The organism is Streptomyces sp. NPDC006339 (assembly GCF_040612775.1).
Taxonomy (GTDB): Bacteria; Actinomycetota; Actinomycetes; order Streptomycetales; family Streptomycetaceae; genus Streptomyces.
Genome location: NZ_JBEXQW010000031.1, coordinates 78,506 through 96,213, shown reverse-complemented (window position 1 = coordinate 96,213; position 17,708 = coordinate 78,506). Strand labels below are relative to the sequence as shown.

The following is a 17,708-nucleotide window of genomic DNA, read 5'->3' as shown; positions in this document are numbered from 1 at the left end:
CCTCACCCACGCCCGCAGGGCCATGGGGAACGGCCATGCTCGACGACGTGGGCACCTCCTGTGCCGCGGCGCTCGCCCGGGCCGACGCCGCCGTCCTGAAGGCGGACGTCGGCGGCACCGCCTGGTACGTGGACAAGGCCGCCGGCAGAGTCGTCGTCACCGTCGACTCCACCGTGTCCGAGGCCGGTCTCGCCAAGATCCGCCAGGCCGCCGGCGCCGACGCCGGAGCGCTGCGCGTCGAGCGCACCCCGGGCGTCTTCAAGCCCCTGCTCGGCCCCGGCGACGCCATCTACGGCGGCGGCTACCGCTGCTCGCTCGGCTTCAACGTGGTCAGCGGCGGGGTGCCCCACTTCCTGACCGCCGGCCACTGCGGCAACGTCGTGAAGACCTGGTACGCCAACTCCGCGCAGTCCACGCTGATCGGCCCCACCGTCGGGTCCAGCTTCCCCGGCAACGACTACGCCCTGGTCCGCTACGACAACACCTCGCTCGGCCGCACCGGGGGCTTCACCGCCGCCGACGCCTACGTGGGCCAGTCCGTCAAGCGCTCCGGCTCCACCACCGGCACCCACAGCGGCACCGTGACCGGCCTGAACGCCACCGTCCACTACTCCGGCGGCGGCACCGTGCGCGGCATGATCCAGACCAACGTCTGCGCCGAGCCCGGCGACTCCGGCGGCGCCCTCTACGACGGCAGCAAGGCGCTCGGCATCACCTCCGGCGGCAGCGGCGACTGCTCCCGGGGCGGCACCACCTTCTACCAGCCGGTGCCCGAGGCGCTCGCCAAGTACCGGGCGACCCTGCTCTGACGACCCTGCTCCGACGACCCTCGTCCGACGAGCCCGCCTCGTCCCTCTCTGTTCGACAACTTCCTTGAACCACAAGGAAGTTGAGGGCCGTACGGCCGAAAGGCGCCCTTGCGGCGCGAAGCCGTACGGCCCGAGACTCCCCCACAGCGCCGGCCCAGGGCCGCGCCTCACGGGTCCGGCACCCCACTGCGGGCCCCCGATTCCCCTCTGGAGGAACGAAAAGTGAGGATCAAGCGCACCACCCCCACGAGAAACATCCGTCTGCTCGCCGTCGCCGCCGGCCTTGCCGCCGCGGTCGGCCTCGCCGTCCCCACCGCGAACGCCGAGAGCACCCGGACGTTCGGCGCGTCCCAGCTCGCCGCCGCGAGCGACGCCGTCCTCGCCGCCGACGTGCCGGGCACCGCCTGGCACACCGACGCCGCCACCGGCAAGGTCGTCGTCGCCGTCGACTCGACCGTCTCCCAGGCCGAGATCGCCACGATCAAGCGCCAGGCCGGTGCCAACGCCGGCGCGCTGAAGATCGAGCGCACGCCCGGCAGGATCAGCAAGCTCATCTCCGGTGGCGACGCCATCTACGCCTCCAACTGGCGCTGCTCCCTCGGCTTCAACGTCCGCAACAGCGCGGGAGCCGACTACTTCCTCACCGCCGGCCACTGCACCGACGGCGCGGGCACCTGGTACGCCAACTCCGGCCGCACCACCGTGCTCGGCTCCACCTCGGGCTCCAGCTTCCCCACCAACGACTACGGCCTCGTCCGCTACACCAACACGTCGATCGCCAAGCCCGGCACCGTGGGGTCCCAGGACATCACCCGCGCCGCCGACCCGACCGTCGGCCAGTCCGCCTGCCGCCGCGGCTCCACCACCGGCACCCACTGCGGCAGCGTCACCGGCCTCAACGCGACCGTGAACTACGGCGGCGGCGACATCGTCTACGGCATGATCCGCACCAACATCTGCGCCGAGCCCGGTGACTCCGGCGGCGCGCTCTACTCGGGCAGCACGGCCCTCGGCCTCACCTCGGGCGGCAGCGGCAACTGCTCCTCGGGCGGCACGACGTTCTTCCAGCCCGTGACGGAGGCGCTGCGCGCCTACGGCGTCAGCGTGCACTGAGGGGCGGGGGACTCCCCCCTGACGTGAGGTCCCCCCGGTGACATGAGGGTCCCCCCGGCCGTCGCCCGGCCGGGGGGACCTTCGCGCGCCGCCGAGGGCCTCAGACCTCGGAGGCGATGCGCTCCGACTCCGGCGTGCGCCGGAGCGAGGACATCACCAGGGTGACGAGCGAGCCGGCGACCGCCCAGGCCGACAGGACCAGCATCGAGGCGGTCATGTCGTTGCCCTTGAAGTACGCGATCGAGCGCGCCGCCCAGGTGCCCGCGCCCGGTGGCAGGGCCGGGCCGATCGCCTTCCAGAACGGCGGCAGCATCGGCAGCGGGAAGGCGCCGCCGGCGCTGGGGTTGCCGGCGACCACCACGAGGAGGATCGCCAGGCCGATGCCGACGATCCCGAAGACCGACTGGAGGGCGAGGGTGGTGGCGCCCACCGCGAAGACCACCAGGGTGCCCAGGCCCCACAGCGCGGCGACGCCGCCGGGCAGCGCGCCGAGGATCGGGCCGACGATGACCGCGCCGCCGAGGCCGCCGAGGGCCGCGTAGAGCGCGAGCACCCCGAGCCGGATGATCGCCCGCTCCCGGTTGGCGGGCCGGGAGCCGGCGCTGATCGCCAGGATCGCGGCGCAGATGTAGCCGCCGACGCACCAGCCGACGACCAGGTAGAAGGCGGAGAGGCCGTCGAAGTCCTGGGCGGAGGCCGGGGCCACGTCGACGGTCCTCACGGTGCGCCGCTCGGCCGCCTCCACCCGCGTGAACATCCTCTCCAGGGCCGAGGAGAGCACGGTGCCGCCGCCGGAGGCGACGAGCAGGGTGTCGGTGCTGCCCCGCGGGTCGACGACCAGGGCACCGTCGATGTCCCGGTTCATGATCTGCTTCCGGGCCTCGGCCTCGCTCGCGACCGTCCGCGGGTCGAGCGGCTTCCCGGGCAGCTTCTCCAGGCGCCCCATCAGGGTGGCGGAGACCTGCTGGGGGGCGACCACGCCGAAGGGCACGTCCTTCGGTTTCGGGTTGTGCAGGGCCCCGACGTAGGAGGCGATGAACAGCAGTTGGAGGGCGAACACGCCCACGACAAGGAGGGCTGCTCGGGGGGTGACGGCGCTCTTCAGTTCGTCGACGAGACTCATGCCCCCACGCTCGGGGGCGGGCGCCGTTCCCGCAGGTGGGCGGGGCCGAATGGCTGACCCGCCACGGTTATCGTACGGACGTTCGAAATGAGCTACGCTGGATCCGAGGGGGTGGAACGTACGTACGAATTCGAGCGGAAGTGCGGGAGGTGCGCATGTCGGGGTTCACGCATCTGCACACCGCGTCGGGCTTCTCGCTGCGCTACGGCGCCTCCCACCCCGCCCGCCTGGCCGAGCGCGCCGCCGAGCGCGGCATGGACGCCCTCGCCCTGACCGACCGCGACACCCTCGCGGGCACCGTCCGCTTCGCGAAGGCGTGCGCCGAGAAAGGCGTCCGCCCCCTGTTCGGCGTGGACCTCGCCTATGTGCCGGCGGCCGGCCCGGCCGGCGACGCGCGGACCTCCGCCCGGCGCTCACCCGTGCGCGGCGGGGCCTTCGTCGACGAGTCCGCGCCCCGGGCCGTCCTCCTCGCCCGGTCCCGGACCGGCTGGGCCGAGCTCTGCGCGCTCGTCACCGCCGCCCACGCCCACGCCGGCGAGGGCCGGCCCGTGCTGCCCTGGGCCGCCCATCGCGGCGAGGAGCTCTTCGTGCTGCTCGGGCCCGGCTCCGACGTCGGGCGCGCCCTCGCCGCCGGCCGCCCCGACCGGGCCGCCCGGCTGCTCGTGCCCTGGCGCGAGCGGTACGGGGACGCCCTGTGCCTGGAGGTCGTGCACCACGGGCGCACCGGCACCGGGCCCGGCTCGCTGCGGCTCGCCGCCCGCACCGTCGGCTTCGCCGCCGAGCAGGGCGTCCGGCCGGTGCTCGGCAACGAGGTGCGGTACGCCGACCCCGGCCAGGGCCCCGTCGCCGACGTGCTCGACTCCGCCCGCCGCCTCGTCCCCGTCGACCCCCGGGGTGCGGGGCTCGACAGCGGCGAGGCATGGCTCAAGGGCCCCGGTGACATGCTGGCCGCCGCCGAGCGGGTGGTCGAGGCCGCGGGCTTCCGCCGGGACGCCGCGCACCGGCTCCTGGAGCGGACCGAGGACGTCGCCGCCGCCTGTCTGGTCGACCCCGAGGACGACCTCGGCATGGGCTCCGCCCACTTCCCCGAGCCCCACCTGGTCGGCGCCGCCCACCGCACCGCCCAGCGCGTGCTGGCCTCCCGGGCCGCCGCCGGCATGGTCCTGAAGGGCTACGACCGCCGCCCCGACCGGCGCGCCTACTGGGACCGGGTGCACCACGAGCTGGACATCATCGCCCACCACGGCTTCGCCAGCTACTTCCTCACCGTCGCCCAGGTCGTGGACGACGTCCGGGGAATGGGCATCCGGGTGGCCGCCCGCGGCTCCGGCGCCGGCTCCCTCGTCAACCACCTCATCGGCATCGCCCACGCCGACCCGGTCGAGCACGGCCTGCTGATGGAGCGCTTCCTGTCCAAGCGCCGCACCGCCCTGCCCGACATCGACATCGACGTGGAGTCCGCCCGCCGGATCGAGGTCTACCGCGCGATCATCGACCGCTTCGGCGCCGAACGGGTCGCCACCGTCGCCATGCCCGAGACCTACCGGGTCCGCCACGCCGTACGGGACGTGGGCGCCGCCCTGTCCATGGACCCGGCCGAGACCGACCGGATCGCCAAGGCATTCCCGCACATCCGCGCCCGGGACGCCCGCGCCGCCCTCGCCGAACTGCCCGAGCTGCGCGCGATCGCGGAGGAGACCCGGGACCGCAAGAGGTTCTGGGAGCTGGTCGAGGCACTCGACGCGCTGCCCCGCGGCGTCGCCATGCACCCCTGCGGCGTGCTCCTCTCGGACGCCTCGCTGCTCACCCGTACCCCCGTCGTGCCCACCAGCGGCGAGGGGCTGCCCATGTCGCAGTTCGACAAGGACGACGTGGAGGACCTCGGGCTGCTCAAGCTCGACGTCCTCGGGGTGCGGATGCAGTCCGCGATGGCGCACGCCGTCGCGGAGGTCGAGCGCGCCACCGGCACCCGCCCGGACATCGACGCGATCCCGCCCGGCGACCCCGACACCTACCGGCTGATCCGCTCCACCGAGACCCTGGGCTGCTTCCAGATCGAGTCGCCCGGCCAGCGCGACCTGGTGGGCCGGCTCCAGCCCGAGACCCTGCACGACCTGGTCGTCGACATCTCGCTCTTCCGGCCAGGACCGGTCGCGGCCGACATGGTCCGCCCGTTCATCGCCGCCCGGCACGGCCGCGCCCCGGTCCGCTACCCGCACCCCCACCTGGAGGAGGCCCTGAAGGAGACGTACGGCGTCGTCGTCTTCCACGAGCAGATCATCGAGATCGTGCGCATCATGACCGGCTGCGGCCGCGACGAGGCCGACCAGGTGCGCCGCGGGCTCTCCCACCCCGAGTCGCAGGGGCGGATCAAGACGTGGTTCGCCGAGCTGGCGCAGCGGAGGGGCTACGAGGACGAGGTCGTCGCCCGCACCTGGGAGATCGTCGAGGCATTCGGCTCGTACGGCTTCTGCAAGGCGCACGCGGTGGCCTTCGCCGTGCCCACCTACCAGTCGGCCTGGCTCAAGGCCCACCACCCGGCCGCCTTCTACGCGGGGCTGCTCACCCACGACCCCGGCATGTACCCGAAGCGGCTGCTGCTCGCGGACGCCCGGCGGCGCGGGGTGCCCGTGCTGCCGCTGGACGTGAACCGGTCGGCGGTCGCCCATCGGATCGAACTGGTGTCCGAGGGTGAGGGTCCTGGCCGGGCCCCGGTGTGGGGGCTGCGGCTCGGCCTCACCGACGTCCACGGCATCAGCGAGGCCGAGAGCGCCCGCATCGAGGCCGGACAGCCCTACGCCTCCCTGCTCGACTTCTGGGAGCGGGCCCGCCCGCGCAAACCCGTCGCCGAACGGCTCGCCCAGGTCGGCGCGCTCGACGCGTTCGGCGCCAACCGGCGCGACCTGCTGCTCCACCTGACCGAACTCCACCGCCTCCAGCGCGGAGCCGCCTCCTACGGCGGCCAACTCCCGCTGGCCCAGGGGCAGAAGACCGCCCCCGTCGGACTGCCCGACCTCGACGACACCGAACGGCTCAGCGCCGAACTCGGCATCCTCGGCATGGACGCCTCCCGCCACCTCATGGGCGACCACCAAGCCTTCCTGCGCGAACTCGGCGTGATCTCCGCCGAGCGGCTGCGCTCGGCCCGGCACGGCCAGACCGTCCTGGTCGCCGGCGCCAAGGCGGCCACCCAGACCCCGCCGATCCGCTCCGGCAAGCGGGTCATCTTCACCACCCTCGACGACGGCACCGGCCTGGTCGACCTCGCCTTCTTCGACGACTCCCACGCGGCCTGCGCCCACACCGTCTTCCACTCCTGGCTGCTGCTCGTCCGGGGCGTGGTGCAGCGGCGCGGCCCGCGCAGCCTCAGCGTGGTCGGCTCCGCCGCCTGGAACCTCGCCGAGCTCGCCGAACTGCGGGCGGAGGGCGGCCTGGAGGCGGTGGGGGAGCGGCTGGCCGCACAGCCGGAGGCCGCGGCGCCGGAAGAGGGCGACGGCGGACGCCGGATCACCCTGTCCACCGGCTACACGATGAACCCCTGGGCCGACCTCCGGCCGGCCGGGGAAGGCGCCGCGACACCGTCGCGGAAGCTGTGGCACAGCAGTCCGGGGAGCGCGGGATGATCCTCTGTGTACGGTTCCGGCTGGAGACCGCGGGGGAAGTGATGCTCCCCCGGCTCCTCGACCTGCTGCGCGAGTTCACCCCGGTCGTCGAGGCCGCGCCGCCCGGCGAGGCGCTCGCCGACGTGCGCGGCGCGCTGCGCTACTTCGGCTGGAGTCCGGCCGAGCTCGCCTCCGTCGTCCGGGTCAGGGCGCTCGCCCTGTACGGCGTCGACTGTGTGATCGGCGCGGGCCCCAACCCGATGCTGGCCCGGATGGCGGCCCGCGAGGCCCGGCCCGGCACCACCCTGGTCGTCGAGGACCCGGCGGCCTTCCTGCGCGACCGCCCGGTCGTCGCCCTCGACGGCGTCGGCCGCGCCACCGCCCGCACCCTGTGCGGCTACGGACTCGACTCCGTCGGCCGGGTCGCGGACGCGCCGCTCGCCGTGCTCCAGCGGCTCGTCGGTGCCAAGGCCGGCCGCGAGCTCTGGGAGCGGGCCCGGGGCATCGACCGCACCCCCGTCGTCCCCGGCGAGGTCTCCCGCTCCGTCGCCGCCGAACGCTCCTTCCCGCACGACGAGTTGGACACCGGCGAACACCGCAGGGCGCTGCTCTCGCTCACCGAGGAGCTGGGGGCCCGGATGCGGACCGAGGGACAGGTCTGCCGCTCCCTGACCGTGACCGTGCGCTACGCGGACCGGAGCACGTCGAGCCGTACCCGTACGCTGCGCGAACCGACCGCGCACTCGGCGGAACTCACCGCGCTCGCGTACGCGGTCCACGCCTCCTTCGGGCTCCAGCGGGCCCGGGTGCGCGGCATCGCGCTGCGCGCCGAGGGCCTGGCGCCCGCCGAGGGCGCCGCCCATCAACTGACCTTCGACCCGGCGGACGACAAGGCCCGGCGGATCGAGGAGGTGGCGGACCGGGCCCGGGCGAAGTTCGGCCCGAGGGCGGTGCTGCCGGGCTCGCTGGCGGCCTGAATCGTACGGGGACGCGACACGGCACTTTTTACCGACGCGTAACTTCCCCTTGAACGCTACCCGTGCGTAGCTTGGCGGGAAGCGCATCCCCACTTGTGGTCCGGACCGCAGGGCGTCACACCCCCTCATTCCCCTTGAGCCGCAAGGAGATCGCCCGATGCTGCCCTGGAAGCACATCGCGAGAGCGCTGTCCGTACTGCTGCTGACCGCCGCCGCCACCCTCGCCCCCACCGCCTCCGCCCAGGCCGCCGCCGCCCCCAGCAGTGGCTGGAACGACTTCTCCTGCAAGCCCTCCGCCGCCCATCCCCGCCCCGTCGTCCTCGTCCACGGCACCTTCGGCAACTCCGTCGACAACTGGCTGGTCCTCGCGCCCTACCTGGTCCACCGGGGCTACTGCGTCTTCTCGCTGGACTACGGGCAGTTGCCGAACGTGCCGTTCTTCCACGGCCTCGGCCCCATCGCCGACTCCGCCGGACAGCTCGACGCCTACGTGGACAAGGTCCTCGCCGCCACCGGCGCGCCCGAGGCGGACCTCGTCGGCCACTCGCAGGGCGGCATGATGCCCCGCTACTACCTCAAGTTCCTCGGCGGCGCCAAGAAGGTGAACACCCTCGTCGGGATCGCCCCCGACAACCACGGCACCACCCTGCTCGGACTCACCGCACTGCTGCCGCACTTCCCCGGCGTCGAGGACCTGATCAGCGCCAACACCCCGGGTCTCGCCGACCAGATCGCCGGATCGGCGTTCCTCACCAAGCTCAACGAGGGCGGCGACACCGTGCCCGGCGTCCGCTACCACGTCATCGCGACCCGGTACGACCAGGTCGTCACCCCGTACCGCTCGCAGTTCCTGTCCGGCCCGAACGTCACCAACGTCCTCATCCAGGACAGGTGCGCGCTCGACCTGGCCGAGCACGTGGCGATCGGGACGGTGGACCGGGTCACGTTCCACGAGGTGGCCAACGCCCTCGACCCGGCCCACGCGACCCCGACCACCTGCCTCTCGGCGATCGGCTAGCGCCGGGACCCGGTCGACCGGCGGCGGGCGGTCGTGAACAGCACGACGGCCCCGATGCCGAGGACGGCGGCGCCGCCCATCGCCAGGTACGGCGTGGCGGCGTCGCCCCCGGTCTCGGCGAGCTCCTCGCCCTTCGCCTCCGGCACGTTCGGAGCGGCGCTGCTCGGGGCGGTGCTGGTCGAGGCGGCGGTGCTCGGGGCGGCGCTGCTCGGGGCGGTGGTCGCGGGAGCCGTCGTGGGGTGCCCGCCGTGCCCGGCATGCCCGCCGTGGCCCGTCGAGGGCGAGGCGGCGGGCGCCTCGGCCGGCGCGCCGGTCTCCGGAGCCCGCGTCGGGGCGGTGTCCTGCCCGAAGACCACGTCCGAGCAGGTGTAGAACGCCTCGGGGGAGTCGGAGCGCTGCCAGACCGAGTAGATCAGGTGGCGCCCCGACCTCTTCGGCACCGTGCCCGTGAACACGTAGTCGCCGTTCTCCATCCGCGGGTCGGTCACCGTCGCGAAGGGCTTCTCCTCCAGGTCCGACCACGCCAGCGGCTTCGACGGGTCGTAGCCGTCCTTCGTCACGTACAGCGCGAACGAGCCCCGGTGCGGAGCGGTCCTCTTGTAACGGAAGGTGTGCGGGCCGGAGTTCATCCGACTGGCCGGCCAGTCCGCGCGGGCCAGGTCGAGCCCGCGGTACTTCTCGTTGCCGGCGCTGCACAGCTCGCCGTCCGGGATCAGCTCGCGGTGCCTCCCGGCCGCGTTCGCGATGTTCACCCCGTTCCAGTCGTAGAACGCCTGCGTCCCGCTCGCGGCCACCGCCGCCCGGCACGCCGCCGAGTCCGGACTCTCCGGCCCCTCCGCGAAACAGCCGGCGACCCGGCTGACGGGATCGGTCATCGACCCGTGGGCGACGGCGGCGGGCGCGGCGGCGAGCCCGGACAGGAGCAGCGCGGCGGTGGCGGTGGCCGAGGCGGCGGCCGTACGGCGTGCGGTCATGGGGGGACGACTCCTTCACGAGGGTGGGGTGGGGGTCGCCCAGCAAACTAGCCCTCGCACACGGCGCATTCGGGTCTCGGGACCGGCCGGGGGCGATCCTTATGGTCGCGTTAAGGAGTCTCTAAGCAGCACCACAGACAGCGCCGCCCGGCCCCCGCCCGTCCGCTCTCAGCCCACCCGCCGGTAGCGCCGCTCCGGCCGCCCCGTGCCCCCGTACCGCAGCGTCACCTCCGCGCGGCCCGTCTCCGCGAAGTACTCCAGATAGCGGCGCGCGCTGACCCGGGAGAGCGAGCCGGCCTCCGCGCACTCGGTGGCCGAGAGCCCCTCCGGATGGGACCGCAGGACCGAGTCCACCAGCTCCGCCGTGTGCGCCGCCAGGCCCTTGGGGAGCTCCCGGGAGCCGCGGGGACGGGTGCCGAAGATCTGGTCGACGTCCTCCTGGCGGGCCTCCGCCGCCGCCAGCTCCTCCAGCCGGCCCTGCAGCGAGGCCACGTGCCGCAACTGCTCCTGCAGGGCGGCCTGGCTGAAGGGCTTGATCAGATAGTGCAGGGCACCGGCCCGCAGCGCCGAACGGATCGTGTCGACGTCCCGCGCCGCCGTGATGAACAGCGCGTCCATCGCGAGACCGGCCGCCCGCAGCTCGCGCAGCACCGCGATCCCGTCCATGTCGGGCAGGAAGATGTCGAGCAGCACCAGATCCGGCCGCAGCCGGTGCGCGGCCCGCAGCGCCTCGGCACCGCTGTGCGCGACACCGGCCACGTCGAAGCCCGGCACCGCCGACACATAGCGGCAGTGCAGCTTGGCCACCATGAAGTCGTCGTCGACCACCAGCACCTTCGTCACGCCGCCAAGGTAGGACGCGACCACAACGACCACAACGTCCGTTGATTGCGGAAGCGAGACAGCTTCCTCACGCGCAGGCAACATGTGGGCCACCTCACACCTCCCTCACCCCTACCGAGAGGCGGCACCCTTGCGCCTGCGCACCCCCCTCGCCCTGCTCGGGGCGGCACTGCTCGTGCTCGTGGGGCCACCGCTGCTCACCCCGGGCAGCGGCTCCGACACCGGCACGCGGATACCCGGCCTGCGGTTCATGGTCCCCAACACCCCCGGCGGCGGTTACGACATCACCGCCCGCACCGCGGCGAAGGACGCCGAGGACGCCGGGCTCACCTCCGACATCGAGGTCTTCAACCTGCCCGGCGCCGGCGGCACCGTCGGCCTCACCCGGCTCGTCGGCGAGCGCGGCAACGGCCGCCTCGCGATGTCCATGGGCCTCGGCGTCGTCGGCGCCGTCCACACCAACAAGACCCCGAAGACCCTCGCCGACACCACCCCGATCGCCCGGCTCACCATGGAGCAGGGCATCGTCGTGGTCGGCAAGGACTCCCCGTACCGGACCCTCGAGGACCTCGTCGCGGCCTGGCGGAAGAACCCCGGCAAGCTGCCCGTCGGCGGCGGCTCCTCGCCCGGCGGACCCGACCACCTGGCCCCCATGCTGATGGCCCGCGCCGCCGGCATCGCGCCGAAGAGCGTCAACTACGTGCCCTTCGACGGCGGCGGCGAGCTGCTCGCCTCCCTCCTCGGCGAGAAGGTCGCCTTCGGCGTCTCCGGCGTCGGCGAGTACCTCGACCAGATCAGGTCCGGCGAGCTCCGGCTGCTCGCCGTCACCGGCGCCGAGCGGGTCCCCGGCCTCGACGCGCCCACCCTGCGCGAGGCCGGGCTCGACACCGAGTTCATCAACTGGCGCGGCATCGTCGCCCCGCCCGGCCTCACCGACGCCGAACGCGACAAGCTCGTCGACCTCGTCACCGAGCTGCACGACTCCCCGCAGTGGCGCGCGTCGCTCACGACCCACGGCTGGAACGACGCCTTCCTGCCCGGCGAGGAGTTCGGCGCCTTCCTCACCGCGCAGGACCGGCAGGTCGCCTCCGTCCTGAAGGAGCTCGGACTGTGACCACCACGACCGACACCCCCAAGAAGTCCTGGCTGCGCGAGCACTCCGAGCTCGGCGTCGGCGTCGTGCTCCTGCTCCTCGGCGTCCTCGTCCTCACCGACGCCCTGACGATGGCCGTGGACGTCGGCGGGCGCGGCCCCGTCGGCCCCCGCACCGTCCCCGTCGTCGTCGGCGCCGGCCTGATCGTCGTCGCCGTGCTCCTCACGGCCGACGTGCTGCGCGGCGGCCGCGGCGAGGCCGAGGGCGGCGAGGACGTCGACCTGACGGAGCCCGGCGACTGGCGCACCGTCCTCCTCCTCGCCGGCGTCTTCCTCGGCTTCGCCGTCCTCATCGGCCCCCTCGGCTTCCCGGTCTCCGGCGCCCTGCTCTTCTGGGGCGCGGCCTACGCCCTCGGCAGCCGCCACCTCCCCCGCGATCCGCTGATCGCCGCCGCGCTCTCCCTCGTCACCTACGTCGTCTTCAACAACCTTCTCGGAGTCCCGCTGCCCGGCGGCCCGCTGATGGGAGTGCTCTGACCCATGGACTCTCTGAACTCCCTGCTCGACGGGTTCGGCACCGCGCTCACCCCGATGAACCTGCTGTGGGCCGCCGTCGGCGTCCTCCTCGGCACCGCCATCGGCGTGCTGCCCGGCATCGGCCCCGCCATGGCGGTCGCCCTGCTGCTGCCCGTCACGTACGGACTCGAACCGACCGGCGCCTTCATCATGTTCGCCGGCATCTACTACGGCGCCATGTTCGGCGGCTCCACCACCTCGATCCTGCTCAACACCCCCGGGGAGAGCGCGGCCGTGGTCGCCGCCATCGAGGGCAATCCCATGGCCAAGGCGGGCCGCGGCGCCCAGGCGCTCGCCGCCGCCGCCATCGGCCACTTCGCCGGCGGCCTGGCCGGCACGATCCTGCTGGTCGCCCTCGCCCCGACCGTCGCCGCGCTCGCCGTCGGCATCGGCGCGCCCGACTACTTCGCCCTGATGGTCCTCGCCTTCATCGCCGTGACCTCGGTCCTCGGCTCCTCCCGGATCCGCGGCCTCGCCTCGCTCCTCATCGGCCTCACCCTCGGCCTGGTCGGCCTGGACCAGATGACCGGCCAGCAGCGGCTCACCTTCGGCTCGCTCCAGTTGGCCGACGGCATCGACGTCGTCATCGTCGCGGTCGGCCTCTTCGCCATCGGCGAGGCCCTGTGGGTCGCCGCCCATCTGCGCCGCACCGCCGGCGAGCCCATCCCGGTCGGCCGGCCCTGGCTCGGCCGCGACGACCTCGGGCGCACCTGGAAGGCATGGCTGCGCGGGCCGCTCATCGGCTTCCCGTTCGGCGCGATCCCGGCCGGCGGCGCCGAGATCCCCACCTTCCTGTCGTACGTCACCGAGAAGCGCCTGTCGAAGCACAAGGACCAGTTCGGCAAGGGCGCCATCGAGGGCGTGGCGGGCCCCGAGTCCGCCGCCTCCGCCTCCGCCGCCGGCACCCTCGTCTCCATGCTCACCCTCGGCCTGCCGACGACCGCCGTCGCCGCCGTGATGCTGGCCGCCTTCCAGCAGTACGGCATCCAGCCGGGACCGCTGCTCTTCGAGCGCGAACCCGAGCTGGTGTGGGGCCTGATCGCCTCGCTCTTCGTCGGCATGGTGCTGCTGCTCGCCCTCAACCTGCCGCTCGCGCCCCTCTGGGCCAGGCTGCTGCGCATCCCCCGCCCGTACCTCTACGCCGGCATCCTGTTCTTCGCCGGCGTGGGCGCGTACGCGGTCGGCGGCGAGGCCCTCGACCTGGTGATCCTGCTGGTCATCGGCCTCATCGGCTTCGGCATGCGGCGCTACGGACTGCCCGTCCTGCCCGCCGTCATCGGCGTCATCCTCGGCCCGGCCGCCGAGCAGCAGGTGCGCCGGGCCCTCCAGATCAGCGACGGCTCGCCGGCGGGCCTGGTCGACACCCCCTTCTCGGTGACCGTGTACGCGGTGGTGGCGCTCCTGCTCGCCTGGCCCCTGCTCAAGAAGGTGATCATCCGCCGCCGTAGCGTGTCGGCATGATCAAGGAGACACCCCGCCCGGCCGTCGCCACCGACGTGCCCGCCGTGAAGGCCGTGACCGACGCGGCCTTCCACCACTACATCGAACGGATCGGTCTCGTACCGGCTCCGATGGAGTACGACCACGCGGCCAACGTGGCGGAGGGGAGGGTCTTCGTCGTGGGCGAACCGGTGGTCGGCCTCGTCGTGGTGATCCCCGAGGCCGACCATCTCTACCTGGACGAGATCGCCGTCCACCCCGAGGCCCAGGGCGCCGGCCTGGGCCGCCGCCTGATGGCCTTCGTGGAGTCCCGGGCCCGCGAACTCGGCCTGCCCGAGGTGCGGCTGCTCACCAACGCGATGATGTGGGAGAACCGGACGATGTACGAGCGGTACGGGTACGAGGTCACCGAGCGCCGGCAGGACGGCCCGTACGACCGTATTCATTACCGCAAAGTACTCAACTCGCCCCCAAAGGGGTGAGTTTCGGACATAAGGCAAGCGGATCCGGTATCCCTGGCGGGCAGCACCCCACCCCCCACCCCGAAGGGAACCCCACCGATGCGCGTTCGCCTCGCCCTCGCCGGCGCCCTGCTGGCCACCGCCGCCGCCACCGCCCCGACCGCCCACGCCGGGGCGGCCGACGCCCTGTCCGTCGACCCGCGCGGGACGGTCGCCGAGGACGGCACGGTCACCCTGTCCGGTTCGTACCGCTGCGTGGACGACAGCACCGGGCCCGTCTTCGTCGGCTCCACCCTGATCCAGGGGAGCCGCTCCACCGGCATCGGCGGCACCCGGGCCGTCTGCGACGGACTGGTCCACGAGTGGACCAACAGCGCCGTCGTGAAGGAGCCGGGCTACCGGGCGGGCGAGGCCCGGGTGGAGGCCACCCTGATGCGGCTCACCCCCCAGGGCCCGCTCGGCCTGCCGCTGCCCGAGTTCCTCGCCGCCCGGGAGTCGGACGTCACGCTCGGCTGAGCAGCCGGACGATCCCGTCCCGGCCGAGGTCCTCCAGTTCGTCGAGGGCGAGCGAGGCCCGCCGCGCCGCCTCCGGGTCGGAGGCGGCGAGCCCGCTCGCCGCGAACTCGTCCTCGTCGAGCCGCAGCACCCGGCCGCCGTCCGCCGACACCCACAGGTCCAGGTCCAGGTCCTCCACCACGACCCCGGTGCCGTCGACGGCGGCCGGCCGGGTCACGTCGCAGTACCAGCCCTTCAGCGTGCCGTCGCCGGAACGGACCTCCTTCACCGCGTACCAGCGGTCGCGCCAGTAGTGCTCGGTGAAGACGTCGCCCGGCTCGAAGCGCACGAAGCCGAAGTCCCGTACGCCGTCGGCCGCCCAGGGCGCGCGGACCGTCAGCCGCACCCCGTCGTCGGCGACCAGGACGGCCGGATAGCGGATCTTCGTGCGTCCCGCCTTCACGAGCGTGATCCAGACCGTCGGCTCAGCCGAGGGTGCGGACATGGCGTACCTCCGTCGCGCGGATCTCGTAACCCAGCCATCGGTTGACGGCCAGCATCGGCCCGTTCCCGGCGTCGTTGCCGGTGAGGGCCTCGGTGCGGCCGGCCGCGCGGGCCCGGTGCAGCGAGTCGTTCTTCGTGAGCTTGGCGAGCCCGCGGCCCCGGTAGGCCGGGTGGGTGCCGGTCATGCCGGAGCCGTAGCGGCCCAGCCCGTCGCTCAGGGCCGCGCTGAACGCGACGGGACGGCCGTCGGCGACGGCGACCGTGGTCAGCTCCCGGTCGGTCAGCGGATGGTTCCAGGTCGTCGCCAGCCAGTGCGCGTAGTCGTCGAGCACGGCGTCGACGTCACCGGGCTCGTCGGCCGTGGTCACCGCGTCCAGCTCGAACAGCGGGCGCGGGTCGTCGGCGAAGTCGGCCGCCCGGCGCAGCTCGACGCCGGCGGGCGGCTCCTGGAGCGGCGGCAGCGCGGCCTTCGTCAGGTCGAGCCGCAGGAAGTGGGCGGAGCGGCTCGCCCGGTAGCCGTGCCGCTCCGCGAAGGCGCGGCAGCCCGGCTCGTCCAGGACCCAGCCGTACAGGGTCGTCGCCCCGGCCGCCGCGAGGTGGTCCTCGGCCGCCCGCAGCAGCAGCGCACCGGCGCCGAGGCGGGTGTGGTCCGGGTGGACGTGGATGTTGGCGTCGCCGATCCCCGGCTCGGGGGACTCGTGGGCGAGGGACACCTCGGCGGTGCCGACGATCTCGCCGTCGACCTCGGCGACCAGCGGCCGGTTCCTCGCGTCGGGATGGGCGTGCGCCCAGTCGTGGGCGACCTGCCGGGCGGTCGCGAGCATCCAGGGCAGCGCGGCGCGCCGTACCCGGGCGAAGCCCTCGGCGTCCCTGGGGTCCCCGGGCCGTACATCACGGACGATCACAGTCATGGCCCCGCACGCTATGCGGCGGCCGGGCGCGATCGCCTCCCATTTTCCCGCGGGCCGGGTGCACAATCGGGCGGTGACGCTTCGAATCAGCGTGGATGCCCGTTCCACCACCGCTCCCTACGAACAACTGCGCGCCCAGATCTCGGAGAGGGCCCGCTCCGGCGAGCTGCCCGTCGGCTACAAGCTCCCGACCGTCCGCGGTCTCGCGGAGGACCTCGGACTCGCGGCGAACACGGTCGCCAAGGCGTACAAGGCCCTGGAGGCGGACGGCGTGATCGAGACCCGCGGCCGCAACGGCACCTTCGTCGCCGCCGCCTCGGACGCCGCCTCCCGGCTGGCGGCGACCGCGGCCGCCACGTACGCGACGGAGGCCCGCCGGCTCGGCCTGACGCGGGAACAGGCGGAGACGGCGGTCGCGCAGGCGCTGCGCGCGACCTACGACTCCTGACGGCGCGTCCGCCCCGTCAGGATCCGAAGGGCACGGCCTACAGGTAGAGCCCCGCGTCGGCCGTGCGGGGTTCGGGCATGTCGACGCCCGGCGTCCCGCGGCGCAGCGCGAACAGCTCCGCCAGCGTGGCGCCGTCCCGGCCCACGCCCTCCTCGCGGCCCAGCCACGTCACCGCCTCGGTCCGCGTCAGGCGTCCCACCTCGACGCGGGCCAGGCAGCGGCCGGGGCGGACCACGGCGGGGTGGAGGCGCTCCAGGTCCTCGTTGGTGGTGACGGCGACGAGGACGTTGCGGCCCTGGCCGAGCAGACCGTCCGTCAGGTTGAGCAGCCGAGAGAGGGCCTGGCCCGCCGTGTGCTTGGCCTCGCCCCGGATCAGCTCGTCGCAGTCCTCCAGGAGCAGCAGGCGCCAGCGCCCCTGGGGGGTGCCCTCGTCCTCGCCGATCGCGATGTCCATCAGGTAGCCGACGTCGCTGAAGAGGCGCTCGGGGTCGAGCACGCAGTCGACCTGGCACCAGTCGCGCCAGGAGCGGGCCAGGGTCCGCAGGGCGGAGGTCTTGCCCGTGCCCGGCGGGCCGTGGAGCAGCAGCAGCCGGCCCGTGATGTCGTCCGGGGTGACGGCCATCAGTCGGTCCAGCGCCTCGGCGACCGGCGCCGTGTAGTTGGGGCGGATCTCCTCCCAGGTGCCGGCGCCGATCCGGCGGGTGGTGCGGTGCGGGCCGCGCCGGGGCGACACGTACCAGAAGCCCATGGTGACGTTCTCCGGCTGCGGCTCCGGCTCGTCCTTGGCGCCGTCGGTGGCCTCCCCGAGGACCCGTTCGGCGAGTTCGGGAGCGGTGGCCGTGACGGTGACGTCGGCGCCCCGGCTCCAGCGGGACACGAGCAGGGTCCAGCCCTCGCCCTCGGCGAGCACGGCGCTGCGGTCGTCGTCCTTCGCGGCCCGCACCACCCGGGCGCCCGCGGGCAGCAGGGTCGCGGACGGCTTCACCCGGTCCAGGCTGGTGCTGTGCGCGTGCGGCTGCTCGCCGGTGGCGAAGCGGCCGAGGAACAGCGCGTCCACGACGTCGGACGGCGAGTCGCTGTCGTCGACGTTGAGCCGGATCGGCAGCGCGTGCCGGGGATCCGCCGGTACCTCTGGGGTGGCTGACATGGCGTCCATGATCCGGCACCGCCGCATCGGCCGCACGGTTTTTTGAGTGCGGCCCGAGTGGCTTGATTGCGACGGTTTCTGAAAGAGATTCAGGGGAACACGCAAGCGATTCTTGGCATGGACACTTCCAGAGCGCCGGATCCGCTGCTACTACCTGGTAACGCAGAGGTCCTGC

Annotated in this window: 16 protein-coding genes and 1 pseudogene; 11 read left to right on the top strand and 6 right to left on the bottom strand. The window is 73.6% G+C overall.

Features of this window, described 5'->3' with window-relative positions; genetic code table 11:
- Positions 1-71: 71 nt before the first annotated feature.
- Together ABZ135_RS24770 and ABZ135_RS24765 are read left to right on the top strand one after the other, a co-directional pair.
- Positions 72-809, top strand: a pseudogene (locus ABZ135_RS24770) (S1 family peptidase); the annotation flags it as partial.
- Between the two features lie 222 nt (positions 810-1,031).
- The gene (locus ABZ135_RS24765; RefSeq protein ID WP_356698433.1) at positions 1,032-1,922 is read left to right on the top strand and encodes a S1 family peptidase; all 891 of its coding nucleotides are present in this window, start codon (positions 1,032-1,034) and stop codon (positions 1,920-1,922) included.
- 100 nt (positions 1,923-2,022) lie between these two features.
- Here the strand turns inward: ABZ135_RS24765 and ABZ135_RS24760 are convergent, their stop codons facing one another.
- Positions 2,023-3,045 carry a DUF3533 domain-containing protein gene (locus tag ABZ135_RS24760; RefSeq protein ID WP_356698432.1) on the bottom strand — a complete coding sequence of 341 codons (1,023 nt, stop codon included), beginning with the start codon at positions 3,043-3,045 and terminating at the stop codon, positions 2,023-2,025.
- Positions 3,046-3,200: 155 nt separating this feature from the next.
- On the opposite strand from ABZ135_RS24760, the gene ABZ135_RS24755 reads away from it, so the two are divergent.
- The 3 genes from ABZ135_RS24755 (at position 3,201) to ABZ135_RS24745 (ending at position 8,642) form a co-directional block, all read left to right on the top strand.
- Entirely contained in the window at positions 3,201-6,668 is a 3,468-nt protein-coding gene (locus ABZ135_RS24755) for a DNA polymerase III subunit alpha (RefSeq protein WP_356698431.1), read from the top strand.
- The gene (locus ABZ135_RS24750; RefSeq protein WP_356698430.1) at positions 6,665-7,624 is read left to right on the top strand and encodes a hypothetical protein; all 960 of its coding nucleotides are present in this window, start codon (positions 6,665-6,667) and stop codon (positions 7,622-7,624) included. The genes ABZ135_RS24755 and ABZ135_RS24750 overlap by 4 nt, the downstream gene beginning before the upstream one ends.
- A gap of 157 nt (positions 7,625-7,781) precedes the next feature.
- Positions 7,782-8,642: an alpha/beta fold hydrolase gene (locus ABZ135_RS24745; RefSeq protein WP_356698429.1), complete on the top strand. Its 861-nt coding sequence runs from the start codon at positions 7,782-7,784 to the stop codon at positions 8,640-8,642.
- Here ABZ135_RS24745 and ABZ135_RS24740 read toward each other — a convergent pair.
- Both ABZ135_RS24740 and ABZ135_RS24735 read right to left on the bottom strand, forming a co-directional pair.
- Positions 8,639-9,616, bottom strand: coding sequence for a lytic polysaccharide monooxygenase (locus tag ABZ135_RS24740; RefSeq protein ID WP_356698428.1), 978 nt, complete (start codon positions 9,614-9,616; stop codon positions 8,639-8,641). The two genes, ABZ135_RS24745 and ABZ135_RS24740, sit on opposite strands and share 4 nt — an antisense overlap.
- Positions 9,617-9,784: 168 nt before the next feature.
- Positions 9,785-10,459 (bottom strand): response regulator, encoded by a 675-nt coding sequence (locus ABZ135_RS24735; RefSeq protein ID WP_356698427.1) that lies wholly within the window; start codon positions 10,457-10,459, stop codon positions 9,785-9,787.
- A 130-nt stretch (positions 10,460-10,589) separates the two neighbouring features.
- On the opposite strand from ABZ135_RS24735, the gene ABZ135_RS24730 reads away from it, so the two are divergent.
- The 5 genes from ABZ135_RS24730 to ABZ135_RS24710 all read left to right on the top strand — a co-directional run bounded on the left by ABZ135_RS24730 (position 10,590) and on the right by ABZ135_RS24710 (position 14,544).
- On the top strand, positions 10,590-11,573 hold the full coding sequence (locus ABZ135_RS24730) for a tripartite tricarboxylate transporter substrate binding protein (protein WP_356698426.1): 984 nt from the start codon (positions 10,590-10,592) through the stop codon (positions 11,571-11,573).
- The gene (locus tag ABZ135_RS24725; RefSeq protein ID WP_356698425.1) at positions 11,570-12,088 is read left to right on the top strand and encodes a tripartite tricarboxylate transporter TctB family protein; all 519 of its coding nucleotides are present in this window, start codon (positions 11,570-11,572) and stop codon (positions 12,086-12,088) included. Before ABZ135_RS24730 ends, ABZ135_RS24725 begins: the two co-directional genes overlap by 4 nt.
- A 3-nt stretch (positions 12,089-12,091) precedes the next feature.
- Positions 12,092-13,588, top strand: a complete 1,497-nt coding sequence (locus ABZ135_RS24720; protein ID WP_356698424.1) for a tripartite tricarboxylate transporter permease — start codon at positions 12,092-12,094, stop codon at positions 13,586-13,588.
- On the top strand, positions 13,585-14,049 hold the full coding sequence (locus ABZ135_RS24715) for a GNAT family N-acetyltransferase (protein WP_356698423.1): 465 nt from the start codon (positions 13,585-13,587) through the stop codon (positions 14,047-14,049). The genes ABZ135_RS24720 and ABZ135_RS24715 overlap by 4 nt, the downstream gene beginning before the upstream one ends.
- Before the next feature lie 78 nt (positions 14,050-14,127).
- Complete coding sequence (locus tag ABZ135_RS24710) at positions 14,128-14,544, top strand: DUF6299 family protein (RefSeq protein ID WP_356698422.1); 417 nt, start codon at positions 14,128-14,130, stop codon at positions 14,542-14,544.
- On the opposite strand, the gene ABZ135_RS24705 is transcribed toward ABZ135_RS24710, so the two are convergent.
- A complete protein-coding gene (locus tag ABZ135_RS24705) occupies positions 14,531-15,028 on the bottom strand; it encodes a DUF402 domain-containing protein (protein ID WP_356698421.1) in 498 nt (165 codons plus the stop codon). The genes ABZ135_RS24710 and ABZ135_RS24705 overlap by 14 nt on opposite strands.
- A complete protein-coding gene (locus ABZ135_RS24700; protein ID WP_356698420.1) occupies positions 15,009-15,938 on the bottom strand; it encodes a GNAT family N-acetyltransferase in 930 nt (309 codons plus the stop codon). Before ABZ135_RS24700 ends, ABZ135_RS24705 begins: the two co-directional genes overlap by 20 nt.
- 73 nt (positions 15,939-16,011) lie before the next feature.
- Here ABZ135_RS24700 and ABZ135_RS24695 point away from each other — a divergent pair, with 73 nt between their 5' ends.
- Complete coding sequence (locus tag ABZ135_RS24695; RefSeq protein WP_356698419.1) at positions 16,012-16,386, top strand: GntR family transcriptional regulator; 375 nt, start codon at positions 16,012-16,014, stop codon at positions 16,384-16,386.
- A gap of 37 nt (positions 16,387-16,423) precedes the next feature.
- Here the strand turns inward: ABZ135_RS24695 and ABZ135_RS24690 are convergent, their stop codons facing one another.
- Positions 16,424-17,542 carry a DUF5925 domain-containing protein gene (locus ABZ135_RS24690; RefSeq protein WP_356698418.1) on the bottom strand — a complete coding sequence of 373 codons (1,119 nt, stop codon included), beginning with the start codon at positions 17,540-17,542 and terminating at the stop codon, positions 16,424-16,426.
- Between the last annotated feature and the right edge of the window lie 166 nt (positions 17,543-17,708).